Annotated in this window: 12 protein-coding genes; 3 read left to right on the top strand and 9 right to left on the bottom strand. The window is 42.0% G+C overall.

Features of this window, described 5'->3' with window-relative positions; genetic code table 11:
• Positions 1-87 precede the first annotated feature (87 nt).
• Positions 88-954, top strand: a complete 867-nt coding sequence (gene argB / locus LEP1GSC047_RS15100; protein WP_020988949.1) for an acetylglutamate kinase — start codon at positions 88-90, stop codon at positions 952-954.
• Positions 955-1,084: 130 nt separating this feature from the next.
• Entirely contained in the window at positions 1,085-2,833 is a 1,749-nt protein-coding gene (locus LEP1GSC047_RS15105) for a GAF domain-containing SpoIIE family protein phosphatase (protein ID WP_010409848.1), read from the top strand.
• A gap of 37 nt (positions 2,834-2,870) precedes the next feature.
• Here LEP1GSC047_RS15105 and LEP1GSC047_RS15110 read toward each other — a convergent pair whose 3' ends face one another.
• On the bottom strand, positions 2,871-4,166 hold the full coding sequence (locus LEP1GSC047_RS15110) for an ATP-dependent 6-phosphofructokinase (RefSeq protein WP_010409850.1): 1,296 nt from the start codon (positions 4,164-4,166) through the stop codon (positions 2,871-2,873).
• A gap of 113 nt (positions 4,167-4,279) precedes the next feature.
• Between LEP1GSC047_RS15110 and LEP1GSC047_RS15115 the strand changes: the two genes are divergently transcribed.
• Positions 4,280-5,290: an LIC_20087 family outer membrane protein gene (locus LEP1GSC047_RS15115; RefSeq protein ID WP_010409852.1), complete on the top strand. Its 1,011-nt coding sequence runs from the start codon at positions 4,280-4,282 to the stop codon at positions 5,288-5,290.
• A gap of 423 nt (positions 5,291-5,713) precedes the next feature.
• Here the strand turns inward: LEP1GSC047_RS15115 and metH are convergent, their stop codons facing one another.
• From metH to LEP1GSC047_RS15160, 8 genes are all read right to left on the bottom strand, one after another.
• Positions 5,714-9,451 (bottom strand): methionine synthase, encoded by a 3,738-nt coding sequence (gene metH / locus LEP1GSC047_RS15125; protein ID WP_010409855.1) that lies wholly within the window; start codon positions 9,449-9,451, stop codon positions 5,714-5,716.
• Positions 9,448-9,747: a DUF362 domain-containing protein gene (locus tag LEP1GSC047_RS15130; protein WP_010409857.1), complete on the bottom strand. Its 300-nt coding sequence runs from the start codon at positions 9,745-9,747 to the stop codon at positions 9,448-9,450. Before LEP1GSC047_RS15130 ends, metH begins: the two co-directional genes overlap by 4 nt.
• A gap of 31 nt (positions 9,748-9,778) precedes the next feature.
• Complete coding sequence (gene ahcY, locus LEP1GSC047_RS15135; protein ID WP_010409859.1) at positions 9,779-11,092, bottom strand: adenosylhomocysteinase; 1,314 nt, start codon at positions 11,090-11,092, stop codon at positions 9,779-9,781.
• Positions 11,092-12,132 carry an ArsR/SmtB family transcription factor gene (locus tag LEP1GSC047_RS15140; protein WP_010409861.1) on the bottom strand — a complete coding sequence of 347 codons (1,041 nt, stop codon included), beginning with the start codon at positions 12,130-12,132 and terminating at the stop codon, positions 11,092-11,094. Before LEP1GSC047_RS15140 ends, ahcY begins: the two co-directional genes overlap by 1 nt.
• 98 nt (positions 12,133-12,230) lie before the next feature.
• Positions 12,231-12,767, bottom strand: coding sequence for a DUF1564 family protein (locus LEP1GSC047_RS15145; protein WP_010409862.1), 537 nt, complete (start codon positions 12,765-12,767; stop codon positions 12,231-12,233).
• A gap of 69 nt (positions 12,768-12,836) precedes the next feature.
• Complete coding sequence (locus LEP1GSC047_RS15150; RefSeq protein WP_010409864.1) at positions 12,837-13,586, bottom strand: FecR family protein; 750 nt, start codon at positions 13,584-13,586, stop codon at positions 12,837-12,839.
• Positions 13,587-13,689: 103 nt separating this feature from the next.
• Positions 13,690-14,778: a DNA-methyltransferase gene (locus LEP1GSC047_RS15155; RefSeq protein WP_010409865.1), complete on the bottom strand. Its 1,089-nt coding sequence runs from the start codon at positions 14,776-14,778 to the stop codon at positions 13,690-13,692.
• A 118-nt stretch (positions 14,779-14,896) separates the two neighbouring features.
• Positions 14,897-15,457: a hypothetical protein gene (locus LEP1GSC047_RS15160; RefSeq protein WP_010409868.1), complete on the bottom strand. Its 561-nt coding sequence runs from the start codon at positions 15,455-15,457 to the stop codon at positions 14,897-14,899.
• Between the last annotated feature and the right edge of the window lie 29 nt (positions 15,458-15,486).

Consider the following 15,486-nt stretch of genomic DNA (forward strand, 5'->3'; position numbering starts at 1 on the left):
CGATTTTAAAAAGGTCAATCGATAGAGAAGAGCCTCCTCCGTATTTCCGAATCGACAGGGAGAGGCCGAGCGATTTCCCTGTTTGGTATGGAACAATCTCTCGAAAGGGTCAACCATATTCTCGAAGCCCTTCCCTATATCACAAAATACTCCGGTAAGACTATAGTGATTAAATATGGCGGCGCCGCTATGGCAAAAGCGGATTTGAAAGAATCGTTTGCGAAGGATATCGTCCTTCTCAAATACGTGGGAATTCACCCTGTGATCGTTCATGGGGGGGGGCCGGAGATCAATAGACTTTTGGATGCGCTTCAAATTCCTACCGAGTTTGTTCACGGCCATCGAGTGACTGACGCCGAGACAATGGATGTCGTGGAAATGGTTCTCACCGGAAAAGTGAACAAGCAGATTGTTTCGATGATCAATGCCGAAGGAGGAAACGCTGTCGGACTTTCCGGAAAAGACGGGAACTTAGCCGAAGCCTCCAAGACGAAAATAGAAATAGAAGGCGCGTCTCCCCAATTAGTCGACGTAGGATTGGTAGGTAAAATAGACAAGATCGACCCGACGGTCGTACTTTCTCTCCAAGAAAAAGGATTCATTCCCGTGATTTCCCCCGTAGCGGAATCGATCAAAGGAGAATCTTTAAATATTAACGCGGATACTTTCGCCGGCGAACTTGCCGGAGCTCTTAAAGCGGAAAAGTTAATTCTTCTCACCGATACGAGCGGAATTTTGATAGATGGGAAACTCGTAACCGGCCTAAATAGAGCCTTGGTAAAAGATTATATTCGGAAAGGAGAAATAACGGGAGGGATGATTCCGAAAGTCGAGTGTTGCCTGACCGCGATCGACCAGGGCGTTCGAAGAACTCATATTATAGACGGAAGAGTTCCGCATTCGATTCTCATTGAAATTTTCACCGACCAAGGAATCGGATCGTTGATTGAGTGATAAATTTCCGCAACTTCGACCAACGCACCGGAAAGTTCCCGAATCTCCTTGACAAAGCGGAGCTTTAGGCTGAAATACAATTTCTCCGAAGCCAGAACCCTTATTTTTGCGAAGTCACTGAACTAGCCTCATGAGTTTAAAACAGCTCTCTCTTTCCTTAATTTCCGATATCACCGCCCGCATCAACTCCACGGATAATTTGGAGGAGTTGCTCGGAATTATCATCGAAACTACCAAAGACGTTTTAAATACCGAGGGATGCTCCTTATTGCTGTACGATAAGGAAGAGGATTGCTTAGTATTTCAGATTGCCAAGGGCGATAAGGGGGAATCTCTAACCGAATTGAAGGTCCCTCGCGGTAAGGGGATTGCCGGAATGGTTCTAGAAAGTCTGGAACCCGTAATTACGAACGATGCGGCTAATGACCCTCGTATTTACAGAAATATCGATCAAGCGGTCGGCTTTACGACTCGGAATCTAATTTGCGTTCCCATGAAAACTCAAGGAGAAATTCAGGGAGTGTTAGAAGCGGTCAATTCAAACGAACGACCCGATTTTACTTCGAAAGATATTAAAATTTTAGAATATCTCTCGGATTTAGCCGCAATCGCGATACGAAATAGACGCCTCATCAAAGATCTCAAAGACAGGGCTCGGGAACTCGATTGCCTTTACCAGATTTCCCAAGCTATTTCGAATATCAGCGAGTTGGATCAGTTTTTAAACCTGACCGTCCATTCGATTTCCGACGTGTTAGGCGCGGAAAGGGTCTCGTTAATCTTCCAGAATCCGCGAACTAAATCTTTCGAACTTTCTAAATCCATCGGATTCGGAATCGAAGAGGAATCCCAACTTGTGGACGAGTCGCAAGGAATTCTGAATCGAATTCTTTCCGACGGAAAACCTTTGCTTGTTCAAGGACAAACCGATATCGACCCGAATCTTTTAAATCCTATCCGATATAAGACGAGATCCTTCGTTTCAGTTCCGATCAGACAGGATGGAAAGATTATAGGAATATTAAACGCAGCCGATAAAAAGAGCGGTGATAGCTTCTCTTCGCAAGATCTTTCCATTTTAAGCACGATATCGAACCAAATTGCGGAAGCCTATAATAGTCTTCTCGTTAAAAATCAGAAAGAAAAACTGACTTCGATCCGACGAGATATGCAAATCGCCTCCCAAATTCAGATCAATTCGCTGCCGAGCATTCCCAAGAAAATGCATTTATTGGAGATCGAGACCGCTTATACCGCTTCGAAAGAGATCGGGGGAGATTTTTACGATCTTGTTTATCATAACCCGGACGAAATTAGTCTTTTAATAGCGGATGTTTCCGGAAAAGGAATCTCCGCCGCTCTTTTCATGGAATTTTCCAAAACAATCATTGCGGGCGAAGTAGCCCGCAATTCGTCAACCAGCATCAGCTTAATGGGGGCAAACCGTATCATTCAGGAAAAATCCGGATACTTTATGTTTGTAACCGTAATGCTGATCCGGATCAATATGCTCAAGAAAAGAATTCGCTATTCCAGTGCAGGCCACAACGAGCAACTTTTTTATAAAGCCAAAGATAAGAAAGTTGTGATGCTTTCCGGAAAAGGCATGCCTCTCGGCATCAAAGAATCCGAAATTGAAGAACATGAAATAGAATACCAACCCGGAGATTTAATCGTTCTCTATACGGATGGAGTTAGTGAAACGACCAATGAAACTCGGGAAATGTACGGATTGGAAAATCTTGCGAAACTGATCGAACGTAACGGGGATATGCCTGTAGAAAATCTGAAAGATTTGATTTTGGATACTACGGATGCCTTCAGAGGGGAAGCCGACCCCCATGATGATTATACGCTAGTTCTAGTCCGACTGAATTAAGATTCCGCCGTCTGGGTTTGGTTTGTAGGAACTATGACTATCGGGCAGTCATCCTAGGCGGCTGTCCGGTAGAAGCGAGGAGCGTTCGCCATAATGTGCTCTTGTTCGGCTGCAATACTTTTCTTTCCTGAATAGCAAGATCGATCGGCAAATGGGTAAATACATTATTCCATATCCCGATTACCATATCCGTCTTTCCGGCCATGCCTGCGTGAACCGCATTCTGAGCCAGAAAACCGCAGAAAATAGAATCTTCCGGATTAGCGGGAATCGACCGGATAATATAACTGGGATCGATGTATTTTACGTTCGTTTCTATACTCTCTTTTTTAAAATATTCGATAATTTTATCCTTTAAAAAGACGCCAATATCGCCGAGTTTTAAGTTCCCCGAGGCATCTCTTTCCTCATTTTTTCCGAAGAATTTCTGTCCGGCACCCTCGGCAACTATGATGACCGCATGCTTTCTTTTTAAAATTCGATCTTTAAGAATTTCTAGAAAGGCACCTTCGCCATCCAGATCAAAATCGACCTCAGGAATTAGGCAGTAATTCACGTTCTGAGACGCGAGGGCGGCATTGACTGCAATAAAACCGGAATGGCGACCCATTAGTTTTACGACCCCGATTCCGTTAGGTGCACCCTTCGCTTCAACGTGGGCACATTCTACTGCTTCCATTGCTTTTGAAAATGCAGTAGAAAATCCGAATGTCTTTTGGACATAATTAATATCGTTATCGATTGTCTTCGGAATTCCTATGACGGAGATTTCTTCGTTGCGTTTTTCGATTTCTCGAACGATTTCCTTCGCTCCACGCAATGTCCCGTCGCCGCCGATGCAAAATAGAACTTTCACTCCATAAAGAGCAAGCGTATTAACCATGTCTTCGGGAGCCTGATTTCCCCGGGAGGAAGCAAGGATGGTTCCCCCATCTGCACCGATATGAGCCACATTTTCCGGCGTCAATTCGATCGGGCGATGAGCATAGCGTTTCACTAGTCCCTGGTATCCATAAGGAAAACCCAGGATTCTTCGAACTCCATAGCGATATGTCAATTCCATTACGATTCCGCGTATAACATCGTTAATACCGGGGCAGAGCCCGCCGCAGGTAATAATTCCTGCCGTTACATTTTGCGGGTCGAAATAAATTTTTTCCCGAGGACCTGCCTGTTCGAAGAAATCCACTTCGGATTCGAGATAATGCTTCCAGTCCTCTCGACTCTCAAAAACCGTCCTGAAAATTGCCTTGGATTCTTCCGGAGTGTAATATTCGTAACCGGCCGGACTTTCTATTCTACATTCGCCAAAATTCTTTATTTTTGTCTTCATACCGGTTTTTCCTTATTATAATGCATAGGCGTTCCCTTTTTTTCGACGTTTCAAATTGATTTTTCATTGGCAACAGGGATTCCTTCGTCATATATCATTAATAGAGGATGTAAATGGGAAGAAAGATTCTAAAAAAGAACTCAGTTCGTCCCGTATTACGATCTGCCAGCATTTTCTTCTTACCTGTTTTTCTTGGGTTATCAATGATTTACGCTGAAACAGATTCGGGTCTTTTTTGGGACTCGTTTGGCGTTTTTAATTCGCCCGAACAATCTTCACCAAAAACCGTAAATGTCGGAAAGGAAGAAGAAAAACCTGTCTTATTCTTTTCAGCATTCACTTTTAAAGGCCCGTTCGAAGCAAAACTTTTGAGCGGCCTGGTTCCTACAGAAAACCAGGCTTGGGAATCGATCCCGGGAATGAATACCCTTCTTCCAAAACCACCGCAGATCGTCAGGGGTCGGCGTGAATTCTTTGCCCTATACCCATCTCTTGGAAAAGAAGAAATTTTTGTTATGGCATTGTCGGTTGCAAATCAACCGAAGCCAGGTTCGGGGGAAGCGTATGTAGGAGCTACGACGGAACGCCGAGCTTTTGATGCGTTGACCGACGTCCGCAGCCAAAGCACTTCATTACCTGGCGTAAATCAAAATATTTCGCGAGGAATGGATAACCAAGCGGGTAATTTACTGTTTGGATATATTGCGGGTCATGCGGGAATTCACATGGGATTAGGGATGAGAATGGCTGGGAACGGCGTAGGTTTAGCCGTCCCAGAATCCGCTAAATCATCGATTGGAGTAAGCTATTCAGTTTTTTCCGGAACAACTAGTCAAAACCAGTTAGATTTCTTCTTACAAGTTTCGGGAGTTAAGCGTTTTAACGACAAGACGCTAATTCCTGTTGAGCCTCCGGTTTCACTGAAAGGTTGGCCCCAAGGGTATGAATATTATGTTAACCCTGGGTTTTCCGTTTCTACACGAAATCTGCGTTTTGAAGGTTTAGTTCGAGTTCCCCTCCACCAACCGTTTCCCACTACAGATGGTGTACTTTCGTCTGAAATCCAAGGACAGCTAGGAGTAAAATATAGTTTTTCAGAAAGTTCTCCAAACTTGCCTAAATGACGGGAGTGAGGGATTTGTCTTAGTTACTACATTTCCTGGCTTGAACGGGAGATAGATTTGTTCCTTTTTCTAATGGGTATCGTCGTAGTTCCTACAAACCCTGTTTTTCAAACGAGAGTTTCAAATCTAACTTACTAATAAGATGCTTCTTTCTCGAAATCCGAATAGTCTTTAGTAATTTTCCCCGATCTTTTGTAAAAACTTCAATCCAAGTTTCAATTATTGGACAGGAGTGATCCTCACAAGCCCACTCGATAGCTTTTAAGGAAGTCACTGGCTCTCCCATTCTCTTTCGAATTTCTGATGCTAACCAAGGATGGAATGAGAATTCCGCATCTGGATCACAAATTTCTGAAAATTCTGTATGCGTCTCCGGCACCTTTGTAGGAACTTCTACCCTCATCAAATTGCTCTTCATTACTATTAGACTGTAGGAACAACTTCTTTGGGATCGTAAGCTAAATTCGGTGAAAGCCACTTTTCAATTTCAGCAACGCTTGTATTCTTGCGCCTAGCGTAGTCTTCAATCTGATCACGATTAATTTTCGCTACGGCGAAATATTTTGAATCAGGATGAGCAAAATACAACCCACTTACGGAACTAGCCGGCCACATAGCAAAATGCTCTGTCAAGGTAATACCCGTATTCTTTTCAACCTGTAAAAGATCAAAAAGAATGCGCTTCTCCGTGTGATCCGGACTTGCCGGATAACCAGCTGCGGGACGAATACCTCTGTATTTTTCCCGAATAAGGTCCTCCACAGGAAGATTTTCTTCGGACGCGTATCCCCAATATTCCTTTCGAACTTTAAGATGCATATACTCAGCAAACGCTTCCGCCAACCGATCTCCTAGTGCTTTCGCCATAATCGAGTTATAATCATCCAATTTTGAGTCGAAAATCTTTGCAAACTCTTCGACTCCATGCCCCGACGTAACTGCAAAACCTCCGATATAATCGGTTAAACCGGTCTCCCTGGGAGCAATGAAATCAGCCAAACAATAATTCGGCTCTTGCTTGTCTTCTTTCGAAATTTGCTGACGAAGCGTATGAAGAACGGAAAGTACCTTTGATTTCGTTTCATCCTCATAAACTTCAATATCGTCGCCGACGCTATTGGCGGGGAAAATGCCGATCACCCCTTTTGCTCTGTAACGTTTATTCTTAACGATATCTTCCAAAAGCCTACGCGCATCTTCGTATAATTCTTTCGCCTGTTTTCCATAAATTTCACTTTCTAATATGGACGGGAATCGACCTTTTAATTCCCAGGCCTGAAAGAAAGGTGACCAATCAATGTACGGAACTAAAGTTTCTAATGAAATTTCTTCATCAAAGACTTTCACTCCCGTGATATTCGGTTTTGAAATCGCCAACGTATTCCAATCCGAAACAAACCTGTTCTCCCTTGCTTCTTCGATTGAAACTAATTTTCGCTCGTTTCTAGTATTGAAATAAATCTCACGTTGAGATTTCTGATCTAATTTAATTTGTTCAACATATTCGTCGCGCAAGGATGGATTCAATAGTTTTCCTACAACATTTACGACTCGCGAAGCATCGATAACATGAACGACAGGATGATCATATTTTTCCGCTATTTTTACCGCAGTATGCGCCGAACTTGTAGTAGCTCCTCCGATAAGTAACGGAACAGTAAAACCGGTTCTTTGCATTTCAGAAGCGACGTAAACCATCTCATCCAAAGAAGGAGTAATCAACCCGGATAACCCAATTATGTCGGCCTTTTGCGCTTTAGCCTCTTCTAGAATTTTTTCGCAAGGAACCATCACGCCTAAATCTATTACTTCGTAATTATTGCAGGCAAGAACCACGGAGACGATATTCTTGCCTATATCATGGACGTCACCTTTGACAGTCGCAATTAGAAATTTTAGTTTTTGTGAAACTTGAGCCTGTCTTTTATTTTCCTCTTCCATAAACGGCAAAAGATAGGCGACCGCCTTTTTCATAACACGAGCGCTTTTTACCACTTGCGGGAGAAACATTTTTCCGGATCCGAATAAATCACCGACAACTCTCATCCCGTCCATCATCGGGCCTTCAATGACGCTCAATGGTCGGCCGTATTTTACCCTAGCCTCTTCCGTATCTTGTTCTATGAATTCAACAATTCCTTTAACTAGTGCATGTTCAAGACGTTGTTCAACGGAACCGGATCTCCACACGTCTTCTTTTTTATCGATCTTATCGCCGGCCTTAACCGTTTCCGCAAAATCGATTAGTCGCTCAGTTGAATCCGGTCTACGATTCAAAAGTACGTCCTCGACGAGTTCTAGTAGATCCTTCGGTATCTCCTCGTAAACGGCGAGCATACCCGCATTTACGATGGCCATATCTAAACCGGCTTGAATTGCATGATATAAAAAGGCTGCATGCATTGCCTCCCGAACGGGATTATTACCCCGGAAGGAAAAGGAGATATTACTTAATCCCCCGCTAATTTTTGCGCCGGGACATTTTACTTTTATTTCCCGAATTGCTTCTATAAAATCGACCGCATAATTATTATGCTCTTCGATTCCGGTCCCGACAGTCAAAATATTCGGATCGAAAATAATGTCCGACGGAGAATAATCCGCCTCGTTAATCAATAATTCATAAGCTCGTTTGCAAATCCTGACCTTCTCATCTTTACTTGCCGCCTGCCCCTGCTCATCAAACGCCATAACGATAACTGCAGCACCATATCTTCGAACCTGTCGAGCTTGAGCTAAGAATTTTTCCTCCCCTTCTTTTAAAGAAATGGAGTTTACTATCGGTTTACCTTGAATACACTTAAGTCCAGCTTCCAAGACGGACCACTTAGAGCTGTCAATCATGAACGGTACTTTCGCGATGTCCGGTTCTACTGCTATTAAGTTTAAGAATTGAGTCATAGAAGCTTCGCCATCAAGCAATGCTTCATCAAAATTTATATCTATTATATTTGCACCGGCTTCGACCTGCTGTAAAGCGACCGCAACGGCTTCTTCGAAATTTCCATCTAAAATCAGTTTCTTAAACTTTGGTGATCCGGTAACATTCGTTCTTTCTCCTACCATTATGAATCCTTTATCCGGTGTAAGGTTTAAAGGTTCTAATCCGGACAATCTTGTAAAATCCGCAATCGTCGGTATCGTTCTAGGTGGATTACTGGCAACGGCCTTTGTCACCGCCGCGATATGATCCGGAGTTGTTCCACAGCAACCGCCGGCAATATTCAACCAGCCAGCCGCTGCAAATTCTCCTAAAAATTTTCCGAATTCTTCCGGAGTCTGGTCGTAGCCGCCGAACGCATTAGGTAATCCTGCATTCGGATAACAACTTATAAAACAGTCCGCGACTCTCGAAAGTTCTTCGATATAAGGTCTCATTTCCGCTGCACCTAGTGCGCAATTAATTCCGACCGACAACGGATTTGCATGATAAATGGAATTATAGAAGGCCTCGATAGTTTGCCCGGAAAGCGTTCGTCCTGAAGCATCGGTAATCGTCACGGATAAGGAAACCGGCAGCCTTACTTTGAGATCTTCAAATACGTTTTCTATGGCAACAATTGCGGCCTTAAGATTCAGCGTATCGATATTTGTTTCGGGGAGAAGTAAATCCACGCCTTCTTCTACGAGGGCCCTAACTTGTTCATAAAAAGTTTCTACTAATTCGTCGAAGGTAATAGCGCGAAATGCCGGATTATTTACGTCCGGCGATAAGGAAAGCGTCTTATTCGTAGGCCCAAAGGCTCCAGCTAAGAAAACCGGTCGATTCGGCTTTTGCAGCTTGAATTTTTGAATAGCTGATTTAGCTACCTGAACCGCAGCACGATTAAGCTCGTCGACGATGGATTCCATCGCATAATCCGCTTGAGAAATATTATTTGCATTGAATGTGTTTGTCTCTATTACATTCGCGCCGGACCGTAAAAATTCCAAATGGATACTTTCAATTATATCAGGCCGCGTAAGCACAAGTAGGTCATTATTTCCCTTTAAAGAAGAAGCATGATTTACAAAACGTTCCCCTCTGTAAGCCGCCTCGTCCAAATTGTATCTTTGGATCATTGTGCCCATTGCACCGTCCAAGACAAGGATCTGTTTTTGCAATAGAGTAATCAGTTCTTTAGCTTTAGAATTTGTATATGCTGGGAAATTTTTCTTCATAATAATTTAGTATTACACGGTTCTTTTAATAAAGGTTGTTTTAGCTCACGAATTACGGGTAGGAACTTCGACTCCACTGCATTTTTTAAAATCCAATCCTGCCAGATTGGCGGAACTTCATCCTCAGGAAAAATTGCGTTTGCGGGACATTCCCTCAAACAATCGTTACAATGGATGCAAATGTCCGGATCAATTAGAACAAAGTTCTCGCTTTCCCGAAACGCTTCCACTGGGCAGGCAGCGGCACAGTAAGTATACTTACACCCGACACAAGGTTCGGTAACTACGTATGCCAAAATCCACCTACCCGTTTCGTACTTTTACCGATTAATACCGATAATGCTCAGGCTTATACGGTCCTTCGATAGGTACACCTATGTATTCTGCTTGTTTCGCGTTCAGGGTCGTAAGACGAACGCCTAGTTGCTCCAAATGCAAAGCGGCAACCTTCTCATCCAATTTCTTGGGTAGACGATACACACCTATTTCATACTTGTTATTCCAAAGTTCGATTTGAGCCAATACTTGGTTCGTAAATGAACAAGACATTACAAACGATGGGTGTCCAGTCGCGCAGCCTAGATTTACTAGACGTCCTTCGGCAAGAACTATGATCGTTTTTCCGTCAGGGAACGTATATTTATCGACCTGCGGCTTGATTTCCAGTTTGGTAACGCCTTTCTCAGAATTTAAGCGCGCCATCTGAATTTCTGTATCGAAGTGGCCAATATTGCAGAGAATTGAGCCGTCTTTCATCGCTTTCATGTTCTCAAGTGTGATGATATCATCATTGCCTGTCGAAGTTACTACAATATCAACCGTCTCAATTACATCTTCGACGCGAAGAACTTGGTATCCTTCCATAACAGCCTGTAGAGCGCAAATTGGATCGATTTCAGTAACAATTACTCGTGCTCCAAAGTTTCTTAGAGAAGCCGCTGATCCTTTGCCGACATCTCCATAGCCGCAAACCAAGGCAACTTTACCAGCGAGCATGATATCAGTAGCTCTTTTAATACCGTCCGCAAGGGACTCCCTACATCCATAGAGATTATCAAACTTCGATTTGGTCACCGAATCATTGACATTGATTGCCGGAATTTTTAATTCACCTTTCTTTAAAAGTTTCTCGAGCCCTTTTACACCAGTAGTTGTTTCTTCAGAAACTCCTTTGATGTTTTCGAGAAGTTTGGGATACTTCTCATGTACGTACATGGTTAGATCGCCGCCATCATCCAATATCATATTTGGACCGGTCCCATTTTCAAAAAATAAAGTCTGCTCAACGCACCACCAATATTCTTCTTCAGTTTCTCCCTTCCAAGCGAACACTGGAACGCCTGATTTCGCAATCGCCGCAGCAGCATGATCTTGCGTGGAAAAGATATTACATGATGACCAGCGAACCTGAGCTCCTAATTCAATTAGAGTCTCAATTAGAACGGCCGTCTGAATTGTCATATGGAGAGAACCTGCAATTCTCGCCCCTTTCAAGGGTTGTTTTCCCTTGTATTCTTGACGTAATGCCATCAGACCTGGCATCTCCTTTTCTGCCAGAATAATCTCTTGCCTACCCCAATCGGCGAGCGAGATATCCTTAACCTTATAGTCTAAACCTTTTTCTTGCGCTGCAGTGGACATTAAAGTCCTCCTTTTTTCTTAGCTTTAATAATTAATACTTTGAAGTATTTCTGAGATTCAATTTCTTGCACGGATTCAATTGTAAAACCCGAATCTTCTAACCAATCGCTTAAGAGTTCCGGTTCGAAACCTAACCATAGATCGGCAAAATTATCGCGCATAAACTCTTGATTATGTTTTTTTAAATCTACGATTAAAAAGGTTCCACCATCTTTAAGAACCCGAGACACTTCTTTCATAGCCTTGGGCGGATTCGAAATATGATGTAAAACCATCGAAGCGACTACGGCATCGGAGGAATTCTCTAACTCTCCGGGTAACATTTCAAGATCCGCCGCAATAAAATTTACTTTCGGATTATTCAGAAAAGTTAAGGTCGCTTCTCGAATCATACTTTCGGAAGAATCGATGCCTGTCACTTCCCGACTCTTAGTTAAAAGATACGGTATTAACCCCCCGGGACCACATCCTAAGTCGAAGGTCCTACACAGCGAGTCGGGTAATAATTGGAGAATTTTCTTTCTATAAAGCAGAGGATCTAAGACTTCCTGCTGCAAGTTTTCCCAATCTTTTGCAACAAAATCAAAATAACGAGTGGTTTTAAGATCCCGCTGCTTTAATATTTCATTTGCTTTTTCAATGTCCCTTGCCGAGTAAGGTAGCTCTCTTTCATGCGACATTAAAATATTGAAAACTCGAATTTGGAAATTATTCTCTACTGTCGGATCTTTGACTTTATAATAAACCCACGAACCTTCTCGCTGAAAATGGAGAAATCCTGCATCAGCTAATATTTTCAAATGGCGAGAAATTCTAGATTGACCCATTCCTAAGACTTCGGTCACTTCCTGAACATTAAAAGGTGCAATCGATAGAATCAACAATAGCCTAATTCTAGTTTCATCGGAAACCGCCTTTAAAGCGGCAAGGATTCCCCTCGATTGCGAATTCGCGTTATACTGAAAATCAGGTGGAACCGTAAAATCTACTAAACCTTTTTCGGCTAGCGGCGAAACGTTTAAACTTTCTAAATCAAACATTTCGCTGCTTTTCCCCATCTTTTCCAGATATCAAGATATCTTGATTTATTCAAGCTAAAAAAACTAGCTAATAGAAAAACAAAGCTTCCCTACAGAATTTATAGAATCGACCATGAAATTGCCCCTCTCGCCAAATAGAATATGGTCGGTTCGAGAGTATTAGCTATCGATATTTGCTTATTAAAAAAGTCTATCTCCCTACAAAAAATGGAAGCTTTTGGTCGTGGCGGCATTTTACCTTTCCAAAACAAAGATAAAACTTTCTGCCAAATGAGATTTTGGTCCATTTCAATTAAGTATACTATAAGGAGATTAATTGAAACTCCGTGAGCAAGAGATAAGGTTTTTAATTCTTGATAATCTTCTTCAAATGGCCGGTAACTGTAGCGAATCAAATTTAATCCTCTATCCTGAAACGTAATCCGAAGTCGATTTTTACAAAGACGTTCGTTATGGTGCAGCAACAATTTGTACCTAGATAGCAAGTATTTAAGGTATTTAGAAAAGCTTCTGTTCCGTTTCAACCGAACTTTTTCCCATATTCTCGCAGGAATTAAAGCTGTAGATGGGCTATTATGACGGCGCATCGCAACGGTTTGCCTTTCCCCGTCTCGAAATGTGGCTATCGAATACATGACGGTAACAGGTATTACTTTTACTAGGCTGCGTGAAGAAATTTTTCCAAATTCTTGAACGGAGATTTTTTACTCTTGATTTGCTTTTGTATTGGCATTACGCAGCAATTCTTGGTTCTTAAGAATCTGATCCCTAAGCATTTTATAATTTTCGTCCTTCATCCTACGGAACCCATCAATAATTTTCATTTTATCCTTCATAAATGCTTGCAAAGGCTGTTTTAGTAATCCTGTAGGAGAAACGACTATCTCTTCGTCCGAATGGACGGACATCGTGCTATTGGAATCAGTCGAAACATCTACTTCTCCTTCTTTCACAAAAATGCCATTTGGAATATTTGAGTCTTCATGATCGGGATTACTTGCGCGTATTTGCTCCGACTCCTCGCCGATAACAAATTGAGTACCTCGTACCCCTGCAGTATAGGAAGCCGATGTAATGACAAAGTTTTCCTTTTTTGAACTTTTATCCACTTTTGCAAAAACTTTTCCGGAAACAAGGTCAATCGTTGATTTATTTTCCTTCGCCGACGAAGAAAGTTCTGAAATTTGAATTTTAGTATATGGTGATATCCTGATGACTGAATTTGATCCAACCTGGAGATCTACCTTACCTTTGAGCGTTTCGATTTGATCCTGCCTTTTCAAAACCATATTCTTTTTTATTTCGCTTCTTTTGCCATTCTGAATATAAAAAGCGTCTCCGGCAACGAAAAGGACCACGCCAATTTCTTCGGCCGGTTCGATAGACGAAATTGCTATCACTAATCCTATACAGAAACTCCTAATTAATTGCTGACCAACTGCGCGAACTTTCATATGATTACCTTCTTAATTTGTCCGTTGCAGGTAAAACCGCACGGAGAGAAGTAAACTTTAAGTTACAATTTTCAAAAAATATAGCAGTCTATACAGAATTAACTCAACAATTTTTCGCCTTTTTCGGCTCAAAAGGAACATGATTTACAGTGTAGGATAAATGACTTTTACTATCAACTGAATGCACACTTTCCCACTTGAGGGTCTTCTCTTGCGCGGTCACTACACCTATATTATAATTTTCATTGACGTGCACCGTGTTTTTTCCTTCTTGAATACGCCGGGCGACAAAATCCGTGTGTTCACGCCATCTCCGACTTAAAATTTCGGAAGATATTTTGATGGAATCCTCAATTCTCAATTTCCCGATTTCTAATATCCCGGAGTCGATATCAAACCCTATACTATTTCGAGCTGCCAATATCGCTGCTAAGGAAGTTGTTCCCGTTCCGACAAACGGATCTAAAACTATATCCCCCTTTATCGATAACATATTCACCAATCTGTAAGCGAATTCGAGGGGAAAAGCAGCCGTTCTGTTTCGTGTAGTTGTTCCTACATCTTTAATAATCTGCTTCTCACCTTTAATTTCCCATATATCGGAAAACCATTTATTCCGTTCTTCCCAAAAAAAAGCACTCTCGCGGCGAAGTTCTAATTCAGCTTTCGAGAATATTCTTTTGCTTCCTTTTCGGAAGATTAAAATATATTCATGTTCGTAAGTTACGTATGCCCCGACGGGAAACATTCCGGATCCCATAAATTTAGTCGGCGAATTCGTTTGCTTTCGCCATAGGATATCGGGAAGACAGTTAAGACCTATCTTACGGCAGGACTGAAGAATTCGAGAATGATTTGAAAATAATCGGAACTCTTGTTTAAAGCTGCGCGTTGCGTCGCCAATATTAATAACAAGAATCCCGCCTTCTTTTAATACCCGGAAACTCTCCTTCCAAACTGCATCGAGTTGCAAGTGCATTCTCTCGAAAGCGTCATTCGCTTTATCTTCCAGAAGAAATTTTTTTATTTTAACATCCCATTGCGTAAAGAGGTTGTCCCACATTTGGACCATCGGATAGGGCGGTGAAGTTAAGATCAGATTTACGCTCTGATCTTTCACGGCTTTCATTCTACGAGAATCCTTCAAGTGAAAGATATGAGTAGTTTGGGTAGGAACGATCGAATCAATCACTTTGTTTTCTCGAAACCAAGCGGATTAGGCTCTATCTTTCGGGAAACGAATCGGGGAAATAGAGAATAAAAAATATTTAAAGAAAGTGAATGCATAGGACCTTCAGCTCAGTCATTCTTCACTTTTTGCCATGCATCCTTTCATCGATCACTTTATTTAACAATTCCGCCAATTCCTGAAATTCATCTCCCTGGCGTAACCTTATTCTTTCGACCGGTTCTCCCGCTAATAAGGATCTTAAATTCTTTTTAATATTATAAATCGGTCCTGCCATTTTATGCGAGTATACAATCACAAATATGGCGGAGAGAAAGAGATATAAAAGTGAAAATAAAAGGATCCCTCTAAACTGAATAGTGAACATGTCAAGGCTATGATCGTAATCGGGAAGAGCAATGTCCCGTTCGACAAATTTTTCCTTCTCCTCACCATTCACGAACTCGAATCCTTTTTGATAGACTTTAACCGTATCTTCCCGAAGCCGAAAAACGACACCTTTATCATACTTTGTGGAATGCGTCCAAAAGAGAAATCCTAGGGTAAGGAATAACCCCAAAAGAAAGAGAAGCGAAAAATTCAGAAAGAATCGTAATTGAAAATCCTTATCTATAAGGTAATTGGCAAGGTGTCTCTTATACTTAGAGGACTTATGAGATGAATTGGGGGTTTCTTCCGGCATTGCAATTCCCTTCTTAGGTAGCTTCCAGG

This window comes from Leptospira inadai serovar Lyme str. 10, assembly GCF_000243675.2.
GTDB classification, from domain to species: Bacteria; Spirochaetota; Leptospiria; order Leptospirales; family Leptospiraceae; genus Leptospira_B; species Leptospira_B inadai.

What these genes read in the sequence shown, in the direction of transcription:
- LEP1GSC047_RS15150 (WP_010409864.1), bottom strand. Translation starts at nt 13,586, where the DNA reads ATGAAAGTTCGCGCAGTTGGTCAGCAATTAATTAGGAGTTTCTGTATA.
- metH (WP_010409855.1), bottom strand. Translation starts at nt 9,451, where the DNA reads ATGAAGAAAAATTTCCCAGCATATACAAATTCTAAAGCTAAAGAACTG.
- LEP1GSC047_RS15115 (WP_010409852.1), top strand. Translation starts at nt 4,280, where the DNA reads ATGGGAAGAAAGATTCTAAAAAAGAACTCAGTTCGTCCCGTATTACGA.
- LEP1GSC047_RS15110 (WP_010409850.1), bottom strand. Translation starts at nt 4,166, where the DNA reads ATGAAGACAAAAATAAAGAATTTTGGCGAATGTAGAATAGAAAGTCCG.
- LEP1GSC047_RS15140 (WP_010409861.1), bottom strand. Translation starts at nt 12,132, where the DNA reads ATGTTTGATTTAGAAAGTTTAAACGTTTCGCCGCTAGCCGAAAAAGGT.
- ahcY (WP_010409859.1), bottom strand. Translation starts at nt 11,092, where the DNA reads ATGTCCACTGCAGCGCAAGAAAAAGGTTTAGACTATAAGGTTAAGGAT.
- LEP1GSC047_RS15145 (WP_010409862.1), bottom strand. Translation starts at nt 12,767, where the DNA reads ATGTATTCGATAGCCACATTTCGAGACGGGGAAAGGCAAACCGTTGCG.
- LEP1GSC047_RS15105 (WP_010409848.1), top strand. Translation starts at nt 1,085, where the DNA reads ATGAGTTTAAAACAGCTCTCTCTTTCCTTAATTTCCGATATCACCGCC.
- LEP1GSC047_RS15160 (WP_010409868.1), bottom strand. Translation starts at nt 15,457, where the DNA reads ATGCCGGAAGAAACCCCCAATTCATCTCATAAGTCCTCTAAGTATAAG.
- argB (WP_020988949.1), top strand. Translation starts at nt 88, where the DNA reads ATGGAACAATCTCTCGAAAGGGTCAACCATATTCTCGAAGCCCTTCCC.